The sequence below is a fragment of the Pseudomonas savastanoi genome, from assembly GCF_020917325.1.
In the GTDB taxonomy this organism is placed as follows: domain Bacteria; phylum Pseudomonadota; class Gammaproteobacteria; order Pseudomonadales; family Pseudomonadaceae; genus Aquipseudomonas; species Aquipseudomonas amygdali.
Genome location: NZ_CP076652.1, coordinates 4526288 through 4548333 on the forward strand (window position 1 = coordinate 4526288; position 22046 = coordinate 4548333).

General features: G+C 58.5%; 16 protein-coding genes and 2 pseudogenes. 13 read left to right on the top strand and 5 right to left on the bottom strand.

The window, feature by feature from the left end; all coding sequences use genetic code 11:
* Window positions 1–280 precede the first annotated feature (280 nt).
* Both KP808_RS19115 and KP808_RS19120 read left to right on the top strand, forming a co-directional pair.
* Window positions 281–751: a MaoC family dehydratase gene (locus KP808_RS19115; protein ID WP_230016690.1), complete on the top strand. Its 471-nt coding sequence runs from the start codon at window positions 281–283 to the stop codon at window positions 749–751.
* 172 nt (window positions 752–923) lie between these two features.
* Window positions 924–2579, top strand: coding sequence for a pectate lyase family protein (locus tag KP808_RS19120; RefSeq protein WP_230016691.1), 1656 nt, complete (start codon window positions 924–926; stop codon window positions 2577–2579).
* 230 nt (window positions 2580–2809) lie between these two features.
* Here KP808_RS19120 and KP808_RS19125 read toward each other — a convergent pair whose 3' ends face one another.
* The gene (locus KP808_RS19125) at window positions 2810–2965 is read right to left on the bottom strand and encodes a hypothetical protein (protein WP_005743242.1); all 156 of its coding nucleotides are present in this window, start codon (window positions 2963–2965) and stop codon (window positions 2810–2812) included.
* Window positions 2966–3054: 89 nt separating this feature from the next.
* Window positions 3055–3393, bottom strand: a complete 339-nt coding sequence (locus tag KP808_RS19130) for a hypothetical protein (RefSeq protein ID WP_005743241.1) — start codon at window positions 3391–3393, stop codon at window positions 3055–3057.
* A gap of 234 nt (window positions 3394–3627) precedes the next feature.
* Here KP808_RS19130 and rapA point away from each other — a divergent pair, with 234 nt between their 5' ends.
* Window positions 3628–6474 carry an RNA polymerase-associated protein RapA gene (gene rapA / locus KP808_RS19135; RefSeq protein WP_230016692.1) on the top strand — a complete coding sequence of 949 codons (2847 nt, stop codon included), beginning with the start codon at window positions 3628–3630 and terminating at the stop codon, window positions 6472–6474.
* Window positions 6475–7102: 628 nt separating this feature from the next.
* Window positions 7103–8454, top strand: a protein-coding gene (locus tag KP808_RS19140; RefSeq protein ID WP_122259038.1) for an IS3 family transposase whose coding sequence is annotated in 2 segments (ribosomal slippage) — window positions 7103–7562 and window positions 7562–8454 — 1353 coding nt in all. Because the reading frame shifts where the segments join, the coding sequence is not laid out codon by codon here.
* 535 nt (window positions 8455–8989) lie between these two features.
* Here KP808_RS19140 and KP808_RS19145 read toward each other — a convergent pair.
* On the bottom strand, window positions 8990–10369 hold the full coding sequence (locus KP808_RS19145) for a spinster family MFS transporter (protein ID WP_230016693.1): 1380 nt from the start codon (window positions 10367–10369) through the stop codon (window positions 8990–8992).
* Window positions 10370–10601: 232 nt separating this feature from the next.
* Between KP808_RS19145 and KP808_RS19150 the strand changes: the two are divergent.
* Window positions 10602–12897 (top strand): annotated as a pseudogene (locus KP808_RS19150) (putative bifunctional diguanylate cyclase/phosphodiesterase).
* A gap of 150 nt (window positions 12898–13047) precedes the next feature.
* Here the strand turns inward: KP808_RS19150 and KP808_RS19155 are convergent.
* On the bottom strand, window positions 13048–13353 hold the full coding sequence (locus KP808_RS19155; RefSeq protein ID WP_003393364.1) for a DUF2288 domain-containing protein: 306 nt from the start codon (window positions 13351–13353) through the stop codon (window positions 13048–13050).
* Between KP808_RS19155 and KP808_RS19160 the strand changes: the two are divergent.
* The 8 genes and pseudogenes from KP808_RS19160 to KP808_RS19195 form a co-directional block, all read left to right on the top strand.
* Window positions 13352–13606 (top strand): annotated as a pseudogene (locus KP808_RS19160) (hypothetical protein); the annotation flags it as partial. The gene KP808_RS19155 and the pseudogene KP808_RS19160 overlap by 2 nt on opposite strands.
* 73 nt (window positions 13607–13679) lie before the next feature.
* The gene (locus KP808_RS19165; RefSeq protein WP_057402932.1) at window positions 13680–14804 is read left to right on the top strand and encodes a branched-chain amino acid ABC transporter substrate-binding protein; all 1125 of its coding nucleotides are present in this window, start codon (window positions 13680–13682) and stop codon (window positions 14802–14804) included.
* A 227-nt stretch (window positions 14805–15031) separates the two neighbouring features.
* Window positions 15032–15955, top strand: coding sequence for a high-affinity branched-chain amino acid ABC transporter permease LivH (livH, locus tag KP808_RS19170; protein WP_002554804.1), 924 nt, complete (start codon window positions 15032–15034; stop codon window positions 15953–15955).
* The gene (locus KP808_RS19175; protein ID WP_002554805.1) at window positions 15952–17217 is read left to right on the top strand and encodes a high-affinity branched-chain amino acid ABC transporter permease LivM; all 1266 of its coding nucleotides are present in this window, start codon (window positions 15952–15954) and stop codon (window positions 17215–17217) included. The genes livH and KP808_RS19175 overlap by 4 nt, the downstream gene beginning before the upstream one ends.
* A complete protein-coding gene (gene livG / locus KP808_RS19180) occupies window positions 17214–17981 on the top strand; it encodes a high-affinity branched-chain amino acid ABC transporter ATP-binding protein LivG (protein ID WP_002554806.1) in 768 nt (255 codons plus the stop codon). The genes KP808_RS19175 and livG overlap by 4 nt, the downstream gene beginning before the upstream one ends.
* Window positions 17982–18683: an ABC transporter ATP-binding protein gene (locus tag KP808_RS19185; RefSeq protein WP_002554807.1), complete on the top strand. Its 702-nt coding sequence runs from the start codon at window positions 17982–17984 to the stop codon at window positions 18681–18683.
* 182 nt (window positions 18684–18865) lie between these two features.
* Window positions 18866–19546 carry a COG3650 family protein gene (locus KP808_RS19190; RefSeq protein WP_002554808.1) on the top strand — a complete coding sequence of 227 codons (681 nt, stop codon included), beginning with the start codon at window positions 18866–18868 and terminating at the stop codon, window positions 19544–19546.
* A 96-nt stretch (window positions 19547–19642) separates the two neighbouring features.
* The gene (locus tag KP808_RS19195) at window positions 19643–21256 is read left to right on the top strand and encodes an NAD(P)/FAD-dependent oxidoreductase (protein WP_230016694.1); all 1614 of its coding nucleotides are present in this window, start codon (window positions 19643–19645) and stop codon (window positions 21254–21256) included.
* A 181-nt stretch (window positions 21257–21437) separates the two neighbouring features.
* On the opposite strand, the gene KP808_RS19200 is transcribed toward KP808_RS19195, so the two are convergent.
* Window positions 21438–21902 carry an outer membrane lipoprotein gene (locus KP808_RS19200; protein ID WP_004657512.1) on the bottom strand — a complete coding sequence of 155 codons (465 nt, stop codon included), beginning with the start codon at window positions 21900–21902 and terminating at the stop codon, window positions 21438–21440.
* Window positions 21903–22046: the final 144 nt, after the last annotated feature.

Consider the following 22046-nt stretch of genomic DNA (forward strand, 5'->3'; position numbering starts at 1 on the left):
CATGAATCTTGCCTCCGTTCAGACTGAAATCTGCCGACGACGATACACTTCCAATTGCAGATGGCCCGCTAATCAACAGACTCTCGATACCGCAACAGCAGTATTCTCATGACATTCGCTTATTATTTGCCTTGAATGTGATCCGGGCAGCCCCGGCAAGCGTCTGAATGATCTTGTCCGCGCAATGGCGGCGGCAGGTCATCAAGTGTTACAAATCAAGGCTAAGTCGGATTGCACGAACCGGCCCGCTTCAATCCATTTTTATTGTCAGGACAGCCACATGACTCAAGTCACCAACACGCCTTACGAAGCCATTGAAGTCGGTCAGACCGCCAGCTATAGCAAGACAGTGGAAGAACGTGACATTCAACTGTTCGCCGCCATGTCCGGCGACCACAACCCGGTTCACCTGGACGCCGAATATGCCGCCAAGACCATGTTCAAGGAGCGCATCGCTCACGGCATGTTCAGTGGTGCGTTGATCAGTGCGGCCGTTGCGTGCGAGCTGCCTGGGCCGGGCACTATTTACATCGGTCAGCAGATGACTTTCCAGAAACCGGTAAAACTGGGCGACACCCTGACTGTGCGCCTGGAAATCCTGGAAAAACTGCCAAAGTTCCGAGTGCGCATCGCAACCCGCGTTTTCAATCAGAACGATGAGCTGGTTGTAGACGGCGAAGCCGAGATCCTCGCCCCGCGCAAGCAGCAGACCGTCGACCTGACCGTATTGCCCGAGATCACCTTCGGCTGAATACCGCGCATGGGCGTGCGCCACACAATGCGCACGCCAGACTCGCCAGTGGCCTGAACAAAAAAATTCATGATGCATCCGGAACTGCTTTGCTGCGCTTTCCACTCAGGAAACCAGCGGCACTCTCTATCCGGATCACGAATTGTTCATCCTACAGGCGGGGAAATCAGCCATGAATATGATCAACAGAAACTATTACCCCGTCTCCGGGATTCCTGCGCAGGATGCCACTGCACAGACCGATCAAGCGCAGTCGCAAGGCCAAGGCATCAAGCCGGGCCACAATAGCAACCTGATCGACTTCGGCCTGACACAACAGGCCAATGGTCCGCACTCCTCGCTGAACACACTAAGCTCCAGAGTCCAGCCGACTGACACAAGCGCATCTTCAAACATGCTGGGCGGTAACAGTGAGCAAGTACTGAACAAACTTGTGGAAGCCATTCGTAACTTCCTCAAGGAACTGTTCTCTCTCTTGCGCGGCAATCAGCAACAGGACGTTACGCCGCCTGCACAGACTCAACACGAACAGGCGCCGACGCTCGCTCAATCGCCCTCTTCCTCATCGTCATCGTCGCCTTCGACGCCTCAGGGCAACGCAGAAAAACCCTTTGTAGTGCAGAACGATCACCCTTCAGAAAAACCTGTATCACTGCAAAAAAATACAGAGTCGACGCCCACTACACCTTCACAAATAGCACCTTCACAAACACCACCGTCACACACTGCCCCCCGCACCGCCGAGCGAAGCAGTGCTCCTCCAGAGACACCGACCAGGCCCGATGCGGTAAAACCAGCAGTGGTCCATGAACCTGCGTTGCCGAAAACCTCGACCTCCACCACCGCCACACCGGATAACACGGTTAAAGCAGCAAAACCCGCCACACCGGCTGCGCACGGCCAGGGCGCAGACATGTCGGGCATCGTGGGTTTCGCCAAAGACGCTGGCACGACCGGCGGTAACGGCGGTCAAGTGGTCACTGTGAATACCGTGGCGGAACTCAAGAAAAACATGGAAGACGACACGGCTCGTACGGTGCGTCTGGGAGCCAACCTGTCTGCCGACAGCAAAGTGACCATCAATTTCGGAGCCAACAAAACCCTGTTGGGCACCGATAAGGGCAACACCCTGCACAATATCTATCTGGCCAGTGGCAAAACCGCGAGCAATGATATTTTCCAGAACCTCAACTTCAACCATGACAGCCGTTACCGTGAAAACGGTGACATGCAGATGTTCATCAGCAGCGGCAAGAAGTACTGGATCGATCAGAACACCTACACAGGCACCAAGGATCAGAACCCCAAAGGGCTGGATAAGCTGCTCTACGTTGGCGGGACGGCAGATAATGTCAGCCTGACCAATTCAAAGTTTCAGAACAACGAATATGGGGTGATTCTGGGCCAGCCCGATGATTCTGCGGCGGCCAAAGCCGCCTACAAGGGTTATCCGCAAATGACCATTGCCAACAACGTCTTCAGCAACCTGGATGTCCGGGCCCCCGGCCTGATGCGTCACGGGCAATTTGACGTGTTCAATAACTCCATCGACAAATTCCACCTCGGCTTCACTGCGACGGGGGATGCAACGATTCTGTCGCAGTCCAACTATTTCGCAAAAGGCGTGGATGTCTCCAACAAGGCAAGTAACTCCGGCGTGCTGGATGACTACGGCGACGCCCACTTCAAAGACATCGGCAGTAACGTCAGTTTCACTCAGAAATCACCGCTGACCGCTTGGTCACCGAGCTATAACCGGGACGTGAAAACAGCCGAAGAGGCCAGAGCCTACAACCTGACTCATGCCGGCGCAAAAACAGTGGCCTAAAGGCCTGGGTTGAAATACGGACGAAAAAAAGGGCGACCTGGGTCGCCCGAAATGCCTTGCGTGCTCACTGACAGAATGACTGGCCCTGGCCAGTCGTTCTTTTTTGTGCCGCCGATACCGAGCTGGCGACGACTGGCTGGTCGTCGTGTTGCGCCGTATTCGATGGCATCAGGTTAAACGCAGCTGCACGAGGGCACCTTGATCCAGATCAATGATGCAGAAAGGAGTTATCAGCGTTTTTTAGGCTTTTTCTTTGGCTTTTTGCTGCTTAAAGGCATCGCCTGTTCGAAGGCGTTGCGCACTTCGTTGAGGCGTTTGTCGTTCAAATCGTGAACGCGTCTGGCGCGCTCTGCGCCCAGGTCGATCAATTTTTCATCGTCGCTCATGGCTTGCCGCTCTCGAACACTGGAAATCAATGCCAATAATGCTTAATCGCAGCGGCCATGACCAGCGAAGAACCAGGCTTTCCCGCTTATCAGATCTGAATATCCACCCAGAGACCCTGACGCGGCTCGTCGTCGATGAGCGGTACGACAGGAACGGTGTTGTCAGCGTTCAGAGAATCCCCTGGAACGACCAACCCCTGATATTCCTCGGCCTCTTCAGAGGTTCGACCCTGCTGCTGTTGCTGACGCTGCTGTTCTTCGCGCAACAGCAACGCGCTGCGTTCGGTATCTTCGTTGCGCAGGTCGATGGAGGTCTCGTTGGAGCTTTGCTGCACCGGTGCGACAGGCGGGATGTCCGGCATGCGTTTGGCCGGGTCCATCTGTGATGTCACAGGCACCACACTTAGCGGAAGCATAGGTTGCAGCATGGTTTTATCTCCTCTTACCGGGGTGTCGGCCGTGCACGAGGCAACTTGAACCGGGCTAAAATAGTCAGCAAATGTTTATAAGATCTTTTTCGACCGCTGACAGTGAAATTAGTGTCATGGAACTAAAAATTCGATGGGTTATCAGCGCTGAAGATGAGTTTTTTCACGCTGCCTTTGGCCTTCGGTGCGCGTTCCGTTAACATACTCAGCTTTTTCAAGCGGGAGACAGGCAGCATGGCGCAGCAGTATCAACCGGGGCAACGCTGGATTAGTGACAGCGAAGCCGAGCTGGGTTTAGGCACCGTTCTGGCACAGGACGGCCGCTTGTTGACCGTGCTCTATCCGGCCACTGGCGAAACACGTCAGTACGCACTGCGTAATGCGCCGCTGACCCGCGTGCGCTTCTCCCCAGGCGATGTGATCACACATTTCGAAAACTGGAAGATGACCGTACGCGAAGTCGACGATGTCGATGGCCTGCTGGTCTACCACGGCCTGAACGCGCAGAACGAAGTGGTGACACTGCCGGAAACCCAGCTGTCGAACTTCATCCAGTTCCGTCTGGCTACCGACCGTCTGTTCGCTGGCCAGATCGACCAGTTGTCCTGGTTCTCGTTGCGCTACAACACGCTGGAGCACACCAGCCGCCAATTGCAGTCCTCGCTGTGGGGCCTGGGTGGCGTGCGGGCACAGCCTATCGCCCACCAGTTGCACATAGCTCGCGAAGTCGCGGACCGTATCGCGCCGCGCGTTCTGCTGGCCGACGAAGTGGGTCTGGGCAAAACCATCGAAGCCGGTCTGGTAATCCATCGCCAACTGCTGTCGGGGCGCGCCAGCCGCGTGCTGATCCTGGTCCCGGAAAACCTCCAGCACCAGTGGCTGGTGGAAATGCGTCGCCGCTTCAACCTGCAGGTCGCGCTGTTCGACGCCGAGCGCTTCATGGAAAGCGATGCAGGCAACCCGTTCGAAGACACCCAGCTTGCACTGGTTGCCCTGGAATGGCTGGTCGAAGACGAAAAAGCCCAGGACGCCCTGTTTGCAGCAGGCTGGGACCTGATGGTAGTCGACGAAGCGCACCATCTGGTCTGGCACGAAGACAAGGCCAGCCGCGAATACTCGCTGGTCGAGCAACTGGCCGAAGTCATTGCCGGCGTACTGCTGCTGACCGCGACCCCGGAGCAACTGGGTCAGGACAGCCACTTCGCCCGCCTGCGCCTGCTGGACCCGAACCGCTTCCACGACCTCAAGGCCTTCCGCGCCGAAAGCGAGAACTACCGCCCGGTGGCTCAGGCCGTTCAGGAGCTGCTCGACAAGGGCAAGCTGTCCGCTGCGGCTCAGAAAACCATTCATGGCTTCCTGGGTGCCGAAGGCGATTCCCTGCTGGCAGCCGTGAATACCGGCGACGACGAAGCCAAGGCGCGCCTGATTCGCGAACTGCTGGACCGTCACGGCACCGGCCGCGTGCTGTTCCGCAACACCCGTGCCGCCGTGCAGGGCTTCCCGGAGCGCAAGCTGCATCAATACCCGCTGCCCTGCCCTGTGGAATACCTTGAGTTGCCGGTTGGCGAACACGCCGAACTTTACCCGGAAGTCAGCTTCCAGTCGCAGTCGGAAGTCAGCGAAGAAGAGCGCTGGTGGCGCTTCGACCCACGCGTCGACTGGCTGATCGACACGCTAAAAATGCTCAAGCGCGTCAAGGTGCTGGTCATCTGCGCCCACGCCGAAACCGCCATGGACCTGGAAGACGCACTACGCGTACGTTCCGGCATTCCGGCCACGGTCTTCCACGAGGGTATGAACATCCTTGAGCGCGACCGCGCGGCTGCTTATTTTGCGGACGAAGAATTCGGCGCTCAGGTCCTGATCTGCTCGGAAATCGGCAGCGAAGGCCGCAACTTCCAGTTCTCTCACCATCTGGTGCTGTTCGACCTGCCGTCGCACCCGGACCTGCTGGAGCAGCGTATCGGGCGTCTGGACCGGATCGGCCAGAAGCACACCATCGAGCTGCACGTACCCTTCCTGGAAACCAGCCCGCAGGCACGCCTGTTCCAGTGGTATCACGAGGCGCTCAATGCGTTCCTCAATACCTGCCCGACCGGCAACGCCCTGCAGCATCAGTTCGGCCCGCGCCTGCTGCCGCTGCTGGAAAGCGGTGACGACGACGAGTGGCAAAGTCTGATCGACGAAGCCCGCACCGAGCGTGAACGCCTGGAAAGCGAACTGCACACCGGTCGCGACCGCTTGCTGGAACTCAATTCCGGCGGCGCCGGCGAAGGCGAAGCGCTGGTTGAAGCCATTCTGGAACAGGACGATCAGTTCAGCCTGCCGATCTACATGGAAACCCTGTTCGACGCCTTTGGCATCGACAGCGAAGACCATTCGGAAAACGCCCTGATCCTCAAGCCAAGCGAGAAAATGCTCGACGCCAGCTTCCCGCTCGGCGACGACGAAGGCGTGACCATCACCTACGACCGCAATCAGGCGCTGTCTCGCGAAGACATGCAGTTCATCACCTGGGAGCACCCGATGGTTCAGGGCGGTATGGACCTCGTGCTGTCCGGCTCGATGGGCAACACCGCCGTGGCACTGATCAAGAACAAGGCGCTCAAGCCGGGCACTGTCCTGCTGGAACTGATCTACGTCAGCGAAGTGGTTGCTCCTCGCTCGTTGCAGCTGGGGCGCTACCTGCCTCCTGCCGCGCTGCGTTGCCTGCTCGACGCCAATGGCAACGATCTGTCGAGCCGTGTGTCGTTCAACACCCTCAATGATCAGCTCGAAAGCGTGCCTCGTGCCAGCGCCAACAAGTTCATCCAGGCGCAACGTGACCAGCTGACCCCGAGAATCAATGCGGGCGAAGAGAAAATCACCCCAAGACACGCAGAACGCGTGGCCGAAGCACAGCGTCGTCTGGCAGCCGACACTGAAGAGGAACTGGCTCGCCTGACGGCATTGCAAGCGGTCAACCCGACCGTGCGCGACAGTGAACTGGTCGCCCTGCGCAGCCAGCGCGAACAAGGCCTGGCCATGCTTGAAAAAGCAGCCCTGCGCCTGGAAGCGATCCGGGTACTGGTAGCGGGTTGAAGCCTTGATACGCTCCGCGTTATCCATAAGCCTTTAGATGACTATCGTGCCGACGCTCTGCGTCGGTACGCCGTTCTGGATGCTCCGCGTCCGATCTTGCGTTTGCGGCGCGGCGCAGATTTGTGACGCAGAGCGTCACGCACGGCATTCCCACGCTGGAGCGTGCGGAACGATAACCTCAACTATCGTGCGTCGCTCTGCGTCGCATGCCGTTCTGGACGCTCTGCGTCCGGTCTTGAGTGTGCGGTGCGGCGCAGATTTGTGACGCAGAGCGTCACGCACGGCATTCCCACGCGGGAGCGTGCGGAACGATAACCTCAACTATCGTGCGTCGCTCTGCGTCGCATGCCGTTCTGGACGCTCTGCGTCCGGTCTGGCGTTTGCGGCGTGGCGCAGATTTGTGACGCAGAGCGTCACGCACGGCATTCCCACGCTGGAGCGTGCGGAACGATAACCTCAACTATCGTGCGTCGCTCTGCGTCGCATGTCTTTCTGGACGCTCCGCGTCCGATCTTGCGTTTGCGGCGCGGCGCAGATTTGTGACGCAGAGCGTCACGCAAGGCATTCCCACGCTGGTGAACTGCCCCCAAGAAGTTGGACACCAATCCGACCTCATGGGGGTGTTCAAATGGGTAAGTATTCAGAGCAGTTCAAGCTCACTGTCGTCAAAGCGTATCTTGAAGGCAACATGGGCTTTCGTATGGTAGCCCGCCAGTTCTCAATCGATTTCAGTCTGCTTCGACGCTGGGTCGCTAACTACAAGAGTCATGGTCACACCGGCCATCGCAAGCCTGGTCTTCGATACAGCGAAGCTTTCAAGCGCTCAGTGCTTGAACACAGGCGTGAACACAAGCTGTCGCTCCGTCAGGCCGCTGCGCATTTTGGTATCGGGGATCCCGGCCAAATAGTCATTTGGGAAAAGCGGCATTACAGTAGCGGTACAGCCCCGTATGTTCCTGCCAGAAGAAAGCCTGTCGCCATGCCAAAGAAGCCTTATCCCGCCAAACCAGTAACCGCCGACGATACGCAGAAGACGCGCGACCAGTTGATGAGCGAGCTTGAATATCTGCGCATGGAGAACGCTTACCTAAAAAAGTTGGAAGAGCTGAAGGAGCAGAAACGACGGCAACCGAAAAAGCCCTGATCATCAAGCAACTGAGAGGCCGGTTCCCGCTTTGCGCTCTGCTGAGGCTGGCGGGCTTGGCACGCAGCACGTTTTACTACCAGGTTCAGGTGCAATCCAGACCCGATCCCGATGCTGCTTTGAAACAGTTAATCGAAAGCATTTACCACGAGGAGAAAGGCCTTTATGGCGCTCGGCGTATCACGGCGGTCATTCGCAATGCAGGTATTTTGGTCAACAAGAAGGTTGTAGAACGACTGATGGCAGAACTGGGCCTGCGATCAGTGGTGCGCCCCAAAAAATACCGCTCCTATAAGGGCGTAATCGGAACCATTGCGCCGAATTTGCTGGAGCGCAATTTCAGCGCGCAACGCCCGAACCAGAAGTGGGTGACCGATGTGACTGAGTTCAAGGTAGGCAATCGAAAGCTGTATCTCTCACCCGTGATGGACTTGTACAACGGTGAAATCGTGGCGTATGAAGTGTCGACAAGGCCGAGCTTTGAGCTGGTCACCAGCATGCTGGACAAGGCGCTTCAGCAGTTGCAGGACGAGCCGAAGCTTGTGATGCACTCGGACCAGGGCTGGCAGTATCAACATGCGCAGTATCGCCATAAGCTATCGGTACGAGGCGTCAAACAAAGCATGTCCCGTAAGGGCAACTGCCTGGACAATGCGGCAATGGAAAGCTTTTTCGGTACACTGAAATCCGAGTTTTTCTACCTGAAACAGTTTGAAAGCATCGATGAGTTGAAAGCAGGTCTGGATGAGTACATCCACTACTACAACCATGACCGCATCAAGCTGAAGCTCAACGGTCAAAGCCCCGTAAAGTATAGGGCTCAGGCGGCAAGCTAAACCGTCCAACTTTTGGGGGGCAGTTCACTGGAGCGTGCGGAACGATGACCTCAACTATCGTGCGTCGCTCCGCGTCGCATGCCGTTCTGGACGCTCCGCGTCCGATCTTGCGTTTGCGGCGCGGCGCGAATTTGTGACGCAGAGCGTCACGCACGGCATTCCCACGCTGGAGCGTGCGGAACGATAACCTCAACTATCGTGCGTCGCTCCGCGTCGCATGCCTTTCTGGACGCTCCGCGTCCGATCTTGCGTTTGCGGCGTGGCGCAGATTTGTGACGCAGAGCGTCACGCACGGCATTCCCACGCTGGAGCGTGCGGAACGATAACCTCAACTATCGTGCGTCGCTCTGCGTCGCATGTCTTTTTGGACGCTCTGCGTCCGGTCTTGAGTGTGCGGTGCGGCGCAGATTTGTGACGCAGAGCGTCACGCACGGCATTCCCACGCGGAGTGCGGAACGATAACCTCAACTATCGTGCGTCGCTCTGCGTCGCATGCCGTTCTGGACGCTCTGCGTCCGGTCTTGCACCAGCGCAATCACTGCCTGGCCACGACAATCCCCTGCGCCAGCTCTTCCACCGGCTCGTCAGCCGCCATTCTCACCTTCATCCGCTCGGCATCCCGGCTGAAACAGCGCGAAGCCTGATACAGGAACAGCAAGGTCAGAAACAGCGCTGCCGGGATCAGGTACATGGCATCGTGCAAACCGATGGCTTTAAAGCTTTCGCTCATCACCTCGACACCTGCAACGCCCATCGCAGCATGGGCAAAGTGATCAGACAGCAAACCGACCACCACCGGCCCCAGCCCTCCACCCAGCAAATAAAGCCCGGCAAAGAACAGCGCCATGGCCGTGGCCCGCAGGCGCGGTTCGATTACGTCCTGAATAGCGGTGTAAACGCAGGTATAGAAGTTGTAAGCGAACAGCCAGCCCAGACTGAATACCCCCACGAACACACCGATCCCGATCTGCCCTGCATGCAGCGCATAGCCTGTGGCCAGAGCGGCGATCAACATGCTGATGGTCGCAAACAACAGCCGTCCATTGGAAAAGCGCTGATGCAGTTTGTCGGCTATCCAGCCCCCAAGCGTCAGACCGATCAGCCCGGTGACGCCGACGATAACCCCGGTCGCCACCGCAGCTTCCTGCAAGGGCAGCAGAAAGTAGCGCTGCAACATCGGCACCATGAATGAATTGCAGGCGTAGGTCGCAAAGTTGAAGGTCAGACCGCCCAGCACCAGCCAGCGAAAGGTCGAAATCGACAGCACACGGCGAATCGGCTTTTCAATCTTCGCCTCTGACATCCGCACGCTTTCAGCCGCGCCGCGCTTGGGCTCCTTGATGAAAAAGATGAACACAGCCAGCAACAGACCGGGAACCGCAGCGATAAAGAACGGTGCGCGCCAGCTGTCAAACGCCTTGACCATAGCGCCGATGGTAAAGAACGCCAGTAGCAGCCCCAACGGCAGACCCAGCATGAAAAGCCCCATGGCCCGCGCACGCCGATGGGCTGGAAACAGATCACCGATCAGCGAGTTGGCAGCAGGCGCGTAGCTGGCCTCGCCTATGCCGACGCCCATGCGTACCAGCAGGAAGGTCCAGAAACTGCCCACCATGCCATTGACCGCCGTCAACCCGCTCCAGACCGCCAGCCCGCAGCCCATGAGTTTCTTGCGCGACCCGTTATCGGCCATGCGCCCCAATGGCAGACCGGCGACAGCGTAGACCAGCGTGAATGCAGTCCCCAGCAGTCCCAGCTGAAAGTCGCTCAAATGCCATTCCAGACGAATGGGCTCGACGATGATCGCCGGGATAGTGCGATCAAAGAAGTTGAACAGATTGGCCAGAAAAAGCAGGAACAGCACGCGCCAGGCATTGGCAGCCTGAGTAGCGTTTTCAGCCTGGAGCGTGTTCATAAGGCATCCATCCCTTGACTCTCAGTCACTTCAATCTAGAAGCAGAAGCGCTATCTGTCTGTAAACATTCGTAACTACACATGGGACATGATGGCCTTTTATAACTATTCGTTATTGAGTCAATATCAAAATGGCGGCTCGTAGAGGTGGCAGGTTGTAAACAGCTTCTATACTCAGCTCAAACCGCCAGGTCCTTAGGCTTGGCGCTCTTGTAGTGAGAATAGGGCGTGCTATGGAGTGGCTGGGTTTGAACGTATTCGCTGGCCTCCCAGCGGACGGGCAATTATTGATCGACTGCAGTCATAACCTGTTTCTGGTAGCGCTGGCTTACGGTGTGGCCTGCGCTGCATGCTTTGCCACGCTGGATATTGCCGACCGTGTCATCCAGGTCGACGCCATCAAGAGCCGTCGCCTGTGGAAAGCGCTGGGGGCGTTATGCCTGGCGGGTGGCGTGTGGGCGATGCACTTCATCAGCATGCTGGCGTTTCAGGCCCCGCTGAAAATATCTTACGACCTGACGGTGACTCTGGCTTCCCTACTACTGATCGTGCTGGTCACCGCACTGGTGGCCATGAGAGCCCTGACCATCCCCCGAGCTGACGCTGAAGCGCTGCCTGATCAGTTCGCTGGTCATGGGCACAGGTATCAGTGTCATGCACTACCTGGGCATGTCGGCGATGCGCTCCGCTGCCACGCAGTACTACGAGCCGCGGATGTTCGCGCTGTCGATCCTTGTCGCGGTGCTTTCCAGTATTGCGCTACTGACACTGTCCCGGCACCTGCGTCAGTACAACGGCATGTTTCATCAGATGTTCCGCTACGGGGTGAGTCTTCTGCTGGGTGCGGGTTTGCTGACCATGCACTTGATGGGCATGAGGGCACTGCGACTGGTCATGCCCGAAGGCGCTGCGCTGCACATCCCCGGCACCGAAAACAGCCAGCAGCTAGGGCTTACCATTGCCGCCATCACGCTGCTTATCATCGCCGGCAGCATCAGCGCGGCAATGGCCGACAAGAAACTGCAAGGCAAGGAGCATGACCTGCAACGCGTCAATGCACTGCTTACCCAGCTGGATCAGGCACGCGTTTCGCTTCAGCAGGTTGCGCATTACGACCCGCTGACCAACCTGATCAACCGCCGCGGGTTCAATCAGATCTTCGCCGAGAAGCTGCAGGAGCATATCTTCAACAAAGGCATGCTTGCGGTGATGTTTCTGGACATCGACCACTTCAAGCGCATCAACGACAGCCTGGGCCATGATGCGGGTGACGAGCTGCTCAAGGTGATCGCCGAGCGTATCCGCAGTGCTACCCGTACCCAGGACGTGGTGGCGCGTTTCGGCGGCGATGAATTCTGCATCCTGCTGAGCATTCCGGACTACGAAGAGGCCCGCCATCTGGCTCATCGGGTCATGCAAAAGATGAAGGAGACCATCGCGCTGGCAGGAAGGCGCATGGTCATGACCACCAGTATCGGCATTGCCGTATTCCCGCGTGACGGTGAGACCTGCGATGAGTTGCTCAAGCACGCAGACCTCGCGCTGTACCAGTCAAAGGACAAAGGGCGCAACGGCGTCAACTTCTTCAATCCGGCCCTCAAGACCAAGGCCAGTCTGGAGCTGCAACTGGAAGAAGAACTGCGCAATGCCCTGCGCGAGGGAACGGGGCTGCAGGTGTATTACCAACCTATCGTCGACATGCGCACCGGCCACGTTGCCAAGCTCGAGGCGCTGGTACGCTGGAATCACCCGCAGCACGGCTTGCTGGTACCCGCACGCTTCATCGGCATCGCCGAGGCCAACGGCCTGATTGCCGAACTGGATAACTGGGTGCTGCGCCGCGCCTGTCACGACTTGCGCACTCTGCATCAGGAAGGGCTGGAACAGCTGATCATCTCCGTCAACTGCTCAGCGCTGACGCTGGGCCGCAACGAACTGGTCGAAGAGGTTGAGCGGGCGCTGGCCGATGCTGACGCAGCGCCTGGACGACTGGAACTGGAAGTGACCGAAAATGCCCTGATGGGCAACATCAGCAACACTATCCTGATGCTCAAACACATCCGCAGCCTGGGTATTTCCCTGTCGATCGACGACTTCGGCACCGGTTACTCGTCGCTCGCCTATCTCAAGCGGCTGCCGCTGGACACGTTGAAGATCGACCGATCGTTCATTATCGACATCCCCCAGTCTCCGCAGGACATGGAAATCGTTCAGGCAATCCTTGTCATGGCGCATACGCTGCGCTTGAAAGTCGTGACCGAAGGCGTCGAAACCCAGGATCAACTGGAGTTTCTCAGGCAGTTTGGCAGTGATTACGTACAGGGTTATCTGTTCAGCAGGCCCCAGCCGCTGGAGCGCATCCTGCCTCTTGCCAGACAGATGAACCAGCGCGAGCCCACGACCCGCTGGTCTGCCATGCCACAACAGCACAGCCAGGGGCAAGACAGCGAAACACCAGACATTCCGGATGTGTTTGCCGACCTGCCTGAAAATGACGACTTCGCCAGTCCCAGACCTGTTCGTACCTGAAGGAGCAGCGCAAGGCTCCATCGTCGAAAGAAACAGTGCAGCCCGCAGAAACCGCCACCTTAACGGTGTGGTTTTACGCTACGCGGGCTGCCGAAGAGTTACCTTCCAACTCACTCCGGAAAACCGCAAGGCACCTGACTGGTGCGCAAATCAATCCTGCGCCCTGTTTTGAATCAAAACCCAAGGTGCCACTACCACAGCCCAGAGCAGCGGATCTGTCTCCACCAGCTCAAGCGCCTTGGTTTCAGACACCTTGCCAACCCGCCCCTCCGCCAGCCACGCAGACACCCTGGCTGCATCATTTTCGGCCACTGCCTCGGCGACTTCGATCAAATCCAGGGGCAGTTCGACCCACAACAGGGCACCCTTGGCAAAGAATGGTTGCAATTCAGTCCAGGTGATTGATGCAGTTTCGCCAAGCAGTTTGGCATAGAGGGTGCTAGGTTCTTGCGTCATGGGTTTTACCAGAAAGAAAATCGGCGCAATGATAGCGCCGACTTTCCCACCGGCAAGCCCAGAAGCAGGTGATTTATCGCAGGGACGTGCAGATAACCTTATGGATCTGAAGCGATTTCAGGCACTCCGGCGGTTTGATTCTGTAACTTTCTTTCGATTAAGCGACACGCATCGGTTTGTCCCCAAACGCCCGGCTTTCCAAGCCAACGAGCGGCACTCTAAACTGTTCCGGTACAGTTGGCGGCGTGGGAAAACCGGTGATCGAATCCGGTCCTGGAGCCTTGGCCATCAGGATTATAAAAACTACAACGCAAGAGTGGAGCATCATGACTAAGGGTACCAATAAGCTTTCAAGGCTGTTTGCCGCACTGGTTATGGCGGGGGTTGCCAGCCATTCGTTCGCAGCTGACACCATCAAGATCGGCATCGCCGGCCCCAAGACCGGCCCGGTTGCCGAATACGGCACCATGCAGTTCAACGGCGCCAAAATGGCCATCGAGCAGATCAACGCCAAAGGCGGCGTGGATGGCAAAAAGCTTGAAGCCGTCGAATACGATGACGCCTGCGATCCGAAACAGGCCGTTGCGGTCGCCAACAAGGTGGTCAACGACGGCGTGAAATACGTGGTCGGTCACCTGTGCTCCAGCTCCGCCCAGCCAGCGTCCGACGTTTACGAAGACGAAGGCATCATCATGGTGACCCCGGCTGCCACCAGCCCGGAAATCACCGCACGCGGCTACAAACTGGTATTCCGCACCATCGGTCTCGACAGCGCCCAGGGCCCGGCCGCAGGCAACTACATTGCCGACGTCGCCAAGCCGAAAATCGTTGCTGTGATTCACGACAAGCAGCAGTACGGCGAAGGTATCGCGACAGCAGTCAAGCAGACGCTGGAGAAAAAAGGCGTCAAGGTTGCTCTGTTCGAAGGTATCAACGCAGGTGACAAGGACTTCTCGTCGCTGATCGCCAAGCTCAAGCAAGCCAACGTCGACTTCGTCTACTACGGCGGCTACCACCCGGAGCTGGGTCAGATCCTGCGCCAGTCCAAGGAAAAAGGCCTGAACGCGAAGTTCATGGGACCTGAAGGCGTGGGCAACGAGTCCATCTCGCAGATCGCCGGCGATGCTTCGGAAGGCCTGCTGGTCACCCTGCCAAAATCCTTCGACCAGGACCCGGCCAACCAGGCGCTGACCGAAGCCTTCAAGGCCAAGAAACAAGACCCGAGCGGCCCGTTCGTCTACCCGTCCTACTCCGCCGTTCAGGTCATTGCTGATGGCATCGCCGCCGCCAAGTCCGAAGACACCGCCAAGGTGGCTGCTGCCATCCATGCTGGCACCTTCAAGACCCCGATGGGCGAGCTGAGCTACGACGACAAAGGCGATCTGAAGAACTTCCAGTTCGTGGTTTACGAGTGGCACTTCGGCAAACCGAAGACCGAAGCCGCCAAATAAGCTGCTTGCGTTAACCCTCAAAGCCCACTGCCAGCGCAGTGGGCTTTGTTTTACGAATCCAGGCCCGTACGCACATTTCGGCGACCCGAACTGCATGCACGAGGCCCCCTGAAAATCTTAAAACCGTCAACAGCGGTTCCCTGACAGCGCGACAGGCTACGCATCGACAGAATGCCACCCCGGCGCAGGTCAGAGAAATGCAGATCAGGTTTTTAGGAGCGCGGTAAATGCCCGAGTTATTCCACTACATGCAGCAGCTGGTCAATGGCCTGACCATTGGCAGTACGTATGCATTGATCGCCATCGGCTACACGATGGTGTACGGCATCATCGGAATGATCAACTTCGCCCATGGCGAGGTGTACATGATCGGTTCCTATGTAGCTTTCATGGCGCTCGCCGGTCTGGCGATGCTGGGTATTCACAGCCTGCCGTTGCTGATGATTGCCGGTTTCGCCGCAGCCATCGTCGTAACCAGTGCCTACGGATACAGCATCGAGCGTGTGGCCTACCGTCCGTTGCGCAACAGCAACCGTCTGATTCCGCTGATTTCTGCAATCGGCATGTCGATCTTCCTGCAGAACTCGGTTCAGCTTTCTCAGGGCTCCGGCAACTTCGCCATCCCCAACCTGCTGCCCGGCAGCCTGTCGTTCGGGCCCGGTGGCGCTCAGGAAGTGCTGATCTCCTACATGCAGATCGTGGTCTTTGTCGTCACCCTGCTGGCCATGACCGGCCTGACCCTGTTCATCTCCCGCTCACGCATGGGCCGTGCCTGCCGTGCCTGTGCCGAGGACATGAAAATGGCCAACCTGCTGGGGATCAACACCAACAACATCATTGCCCTGACCTTCGTGGTCGGTGCTGCACTGGCTGCCGTCGCGGCGATGCTGCTGAGCATGCAGTACGGCGTGATCAACCCGAGCGCCGGCTTCCTCGTCGGCCTGAAAGCCTTCACTGCTGCCGTACTGGGCGGTATCGGTTCGATCCCGGGCGCTGTGCTCGGTGGCCTGGTACTGGGCGTCGCCGAAGCCTTCGGTGCCGACATTTTTGGTGATCAGTACAAGGACGTCGTGGCCTTCGGCCTGCTGGTTCTGGTGCTGCTGTTCCGACCGACCGGCATCCTGGGTCGTCCGGAGGTTGAGAAAGTATGAGCAAGTCTTTCAAACAGGCGCTGTTCAGCGCCGCACTGGTCTGGGCCGTGGCCTACCCGGTGTTCGGCCTGAAACTGGCCTTTTCCGGCGTCACCCTGCAAGTGCAGAACGCCAGCCCGCTGACCCTGACCATCATTGCCTTCTGTTCGGTCATGCTGTTCTTGCGCGTACTGTTCGCAGAACAGATCGGCAGCATGCGCCGCGGTACCGAAAAGCCGTTGATCTCGCAGAAGACCAGCGATTTCCTGACTCAGCCGAAAACCCAACGCTGGGGTCTGGCCGCATTGATCGTGCTGGCGTTCATCTGGCCATTCTTCGGGTCGCGCGGTGCGGTGGACATCGCCACGCTGATCCTGATCTACGTCATGCTCGGCCTGGGCCTGAACATCGTGGTTGGTCTGGCCGGTCTGCTGGACCTGGGCTATGTCGGTTTCTATGCAGTCGGTGCCTACAGCTACGCCTTGCTGTCGCACTACTATGGGCTCGGCTTCTGGATCTGCCTGCCGATTGCGGGACTGATGGCGGCGCTGTTCGGGTTCTTGCTGGGGTTCCCGGTGCTACGCCTGCGCGGTGACTATCTGGCCATCGTGACGCTGGGGTTCGGCGAGATCATCCGCATCTTCCTGCGCAACCTCACCGAGCTGACCGGTGGCCCGAACGGCATCAGCAACATCGACAAGCCGACCTTCTTCGGCCTGACGTTCGAGCGCAAGGCCGCCGAGGGCATGCAGACCTTCCACGAGTTCTTCGGCCTGCCTTACAACTCGATCAACAAGGTCGTCTTCCTTTACCTGATCGCCCTGCTGCTGGCGCTGGCGGCACTGTTCGTCATCAACCGCCTGCTGCGCATGCCGATCGGCCGGGCCTGGGAGGCGCTGCGTGAAGACGAGATCGCCTGTCGCGCGCTGGGGCTGAATCCGACCGTGATCAAGCTCTCGGCGTTCACCCTTGGCGCTGCGTTCGCCGGTTTCGCAGGCAGCTTCTTTGCCGCACGTCAGGGCCTGATCACCCCGGAATCGTTCACCTTCATCGAATCGGCAATCATCCTCGCCATCGTCGTGCTCGGCGGTATGGGCTCGCAGCTGGGCGTGATCCTGGCCGCCATCGTGATGATTCTGCTGCCTGAACTGATGCGCGAGTTCAGCGACTACCGCATGTTGATGTTCGGCGCGCTGATGGTGCTGATGATGATCTGGCGCCCTCAAGGCTTCCTGCCCATGCAACGGCCTGAAATGAAATTGAAAACGGAGCTGCCGAAATGAGCCGCCCATTACTGCAAGCCACCGGCTTGAGCATGCGTTTTGGCGGCCTGCTGGCGGTCAATGGCGTTGCCCTGACCGTCAATCAAGGGCAGGTCGTGTCGATGATCGGCCCCAACGGCGCGGGCAAGACCACCGTTTTCAATTGCCTGACCGGTTTCTACCGGCCAAGCGCAGGCACTATTCTGCTGGACGGCGAGCCCATCCAAGGCCTGGCCGGTCACCAGATTGCTCGCAAGGGCGTGGTGCGTACGTTCCAGAACGTGCGCCTGTTCAAGGAAATGACCGCTGTAGAGAACCTGCTGGTTGCCCAGCATCGGCATTTGAATACCAACTTCCTCGCCGGATTGTTCAAAACCCCGGCGTTCCGTCGCAGCGAACGCGAAGCCATGGACTACGCCGAGCACTGGCTGGAAGCCGTCAACCTCAAGGAATTCGCTAACCGCCCTGCCGGTACACTGGCCTACGGTCAGCAACGCCGTCTGGAAATCGCCCGCTGCATGATGACGCGCCCGCGCATTCTGATGCTCGACGAACCGGCAGCCGGGCTGAACCCCAGAGAAACCGACGACCTGAAAGCCCTGATCGGCGTGTTGCGCAGCGAGCACAACGCTACGGTCCTGTTGATCGAGCACGACATGAAACTGGTGATGAGCATTTCCGACCACATTGTGGTGATCAATCAGGGCACGCCTCTGGCAGATGGCACGCCAGAACAGATTCGTGACAATCCTGATGTGATCAAAGCCTATCTGGGGGAAGCGTAAATGCTGCAGTTCGAAAACGTTTCCACTTTCTACGGCAAGATCCAGGCGCTGCACAGCGTCAACGTTGAAGTGCGTCAGGGCGAAATCGTCACCCTGATCGGCGCCAACGGCGCAGGCAAGTCCACGCTGCTGATGACCCTGTGCGGCTCACCACGCGCGCACAGCGGCAGTATTCGCTACATGGGCGAAGAACTGGTCGGGCTGGAGTCGTCGATCATCATGCGCAAGAGCATTGCCGTGGTGCCGGAAGGCCGTCGCGTGTTCGCGCGCCTGACCGTTGAAGAGAACCTGGCGATGGGCGGTTTCTTCACGGAAAAGGCTGATTATCAGGAGCAGATGGACAAGGTCTTGCAGCTCTTTCCGCGCCTCAAGGAACGCTTCAATCAGCGTGGCGGCACCATGTCCGGTGGCGAACAGCAGATGCTGGCCATCGGTCGCGCGCTGATGAGCAAGCCCAAGCTGCTGTTGCTCGACGAGCCTTCGCTGGGCTTGGCTCCGATCATCATCCAGCAGATTTTCGAGATCGTTGAACAGTTGCGTCGCGATGGTGTGACGGTGTTTCTGGTCGAACAGAACGCCAATCAGGCGCTGAAAGTCGCCGACCGCGCCTATGTACTGGAAAACGGTCGTGTGGTCATGCAAGGCACCGGCGAAGAACTGCTGGTCGATCCGAAAGTGCGGGATGCGTATCTGGGCGGGTAAGCGCTGCGAAGCGCATTAACGTTCAGAACCAGGATGGGCCACGATGATTCTCATTACCACGCTCTGCGTGGTAATGCCTTTCGTGACGCTCCGCGTCACACTGCGGCGCAGGTCTGGCCGTTCCCCCTTGTGATGCACCTCCAGTCTGAGTAACGTGGCGGCACTTGTCTGGAGACCACACCATGTTTGCTGCCCGTTCCGTCCTCGTATTTGCCCTTCTGCCACTGTTCGCCGGGTGCCAACTGCTCGGCAAACAGACCGAGGAACCCAAGGTTTCCACGGCAGGCATGCTCCGTATGCAGGGCGACCTGACGGGCAGCAATGGCCAGTTGCTGTTCAAACCGTGCAACGAGCAGCGGCGCTATGTGGTCAAGGATCGCGGCAATACCGGCATCTTGCAGGAAGCCGCTTCACTGGCAGACAGCAAAGGCACGGTATTCGCCGATCTGCGCGGTAATTTTGCCGCAAGCAAAGCGGCCAACAGCGACGGTCAGCTGGACCTGCATCAGCTGTACCGCGTCGAGCGCCCCGGCCAGGCCTGTGAAGACGCCAATTTCAAACGCCTGACCTTGCACGTCAATGGCAACAAACCCGCCTGGAACGTCAACGTCAGTGGCAAGGGCATGGTGCTGGAGCGCGAAGGTCTTGCACCGCTTGCCTTGCCTTACGTGGAAGAGAAGCTGCCCGACGGCAGCTTCAGCGTCAGCAGCGAAGCCAACAACCAGCGCATCGAGATCTGGGTGGCGCCACAACGCTGCGTTGACAGCGTCAATGGCTCGGTACAACACCTGACTGCCGAGCTGCGTATCAACGGCCAGGCCCAGCGTGGCTGCGGTTATTATGGCGGTTCGCGCGACGAGTGATCAGGCAGGCTCGCCGCCAAAGGGGTTCAGCGCTTATAATCGCCGGTCTTGTAGTGCTGTCGGGCTGAACCTGCGGCCCGAAAACTGGACCCCTTAATGTTACGAATCACCGAACTCAAGCTGCCGATCGATCACCCGGAAGAAGACCTGCGCGTTGCACTCTTGCAGCGCCTGGGCATCGACAGCAGCGAACTGCTGGACTTTACCCTCTTCAAACGCAGTTACGACGCGCGCAAAAAGTCATCCGAGCTGTGCTTTATCTACACCATCGACTTTCAAGTCAGTGATGAACAGGCACTGCTGCGCAAACTGGCCGATGACCGCCACGTCGGCCCGGCACCTGATGTCAGCTATAAAGTGGTTGGTCATGCTCCCGAGGGGCTCACAGAGCGCCCGATCGTCGTGGGCTTCGGGCCCTGCGGTATCTTTGCCGGCCTGCTGCTGGCGCAGATGGGCTTCAAGCCGATCATTCTTGAGCGCGGCACCGAAGTTCGCCAACGCACCAAGGACACCTGGGCGCTGTGGCGCAAAAACGTGCTCAACCCCGAGTCCAACGTGCAGTTCGGTGAAGGCGGTGCCGGGACCTTTTCCGACGGCAAGCTTTACAGTCAGATCAAGGACCCGAAATTCCTCGGCCGCAAGGTACTGCACGAGTTCGTGAAAGCCGGTGCGCCGGAAGAAATCCTTTACGTCAGCAAGCCGCATATCGGCACGTTCCGCCTGACCGGCGTGGTCGAGAACATGCGTCATCAGATCGAAGCGCTGGGCGGCGAAGTACGTTTTCAGCAGCGCGTGACCGACCTGATGATCGAGGACGGCCAGTTATTGGGTGTCCAGCTCGACAGCGGCGAGCAGATCGAATCCCGACACGTCATTCTGGCGCTGGGCCACAGCGCCCGTGACACCTTCCGCATGCTGCACGGCCGTGGCGTGTTCATGGAAGCCAAACCGTTCTCGGTAGGTTTCCGTATCGAGCACCCGCAATCACTGATCGACCGCGCACGGCTGGGCAAATACGCCGGGCACCCGAAGCTGGGCGCAGCCGACTACAAACTGGTGCATCACGCCAGCAACGGTCGTTCGGTCTACAGTTTCTGCATGTGCCCTGGTGGCACTGTCGTAGCCGCCACTTCAGAGCCTGGGCGCGTGGTCACCAATGGCATGAGCCAGTATTCGCGCAACGAGCGCAATGCCAACTCGGGCATTGTGGTCGGTATCTCGCCGGAACAGGATTTCCCCGGCAGCCCGCTGGCCGGTATCGAGTTGCAGGAACGCCTGGAGTCCCATGCGTATCTGCTCGGCGGCAGCAGTTATGAAGCACCGGCGCAACTGGTCGGCGACTTTATCGCTGGCAGGGCCTCGACAGCACTGGGCAGCGTTGAGCCCTCATACAAACCGGGCGTGAAACTGGTGGACCTGGCCGACGCCCTGCCCGCCTTTGCCATTGAAGCCATTCGTGAAGCATTGCCTGCGTTCGACAAGCAGATCAAAGGCTTCTCGCTGCACGATGCGGTACTGACCGGCATCGAAACCCGTACCTCGGCACCGCTGCGCATTACCCGCGGACCGACCCTGCAAAGCCTGAACACCAAAGGCCTTTACCCGGCCGGTGAAGGCGCTGGCTATGCGGGCGGGATTCTCTCGGCTGGCGTGGACGGCATTCGGGTTGCCGAAGCGCTGGTGCGCGACATGCTGGGGATCGAGGACTGACCTCAGAATGACCATCGTTATACATAAGTCTTGCTCGCGAAGAGGCCGCGACACCCGCAAGAAATAGGGCGTTCGATACATCGTCTTCGTGAGCATTGGCACGATATTCACGTCCATTCACGTCTGGCAATAAAAAACCCCGAGCATTGCGGCTCGGGGTTTTGCTGTGCGGTGTTACAGATCAGTGGGTGACGCGGCTTGTGCCGTTGACACTCATGATGCGTACGCGCTCGCCGACCCGGAAAATCTCGTTTTCCTGAACCTGCTGCACATAGGCACGCATGCTGCCGTCATCTTCACGCACGGTGATTTCAACACCCTGCGTACGGGTCAGGCCTTCTTCGGTCGCTGAACCCAGCAGACCACCGGCCACCGCGCCGATTACCGCAGCCACGATGCTGCCGCGGCCGCCACCGATAGCGCTGCCACCTACGCCGCCGACGACCGCACCCGCAGCCCCGCCAATCGGCGTCTTGGTGCCTTCGATTTTAACCGGACGCAAGGATTCGATAGTGCCCATGCGGACGGTCTGTACGGTCCTGGCCTCATCGCGGGAATAGGAATCACCGGTCAGGTTCGAGGCACAGCCGCCCAGCATCAATGCCATGGCAGTGAACGAAGCAACCAGAAGAGCAGACTTGCGCATAAGGGAATCTCCAGAGGAATCAGTGGCCATTAGACTACCTGACAAAGGTGCTGTCACGGCCCCGATCCTGCAATTTAAGTTCATTCAGGCGGCATACAGCGGCCCACCTGCATAACGCTCAGACGATGCGCCGGGCGAATAATT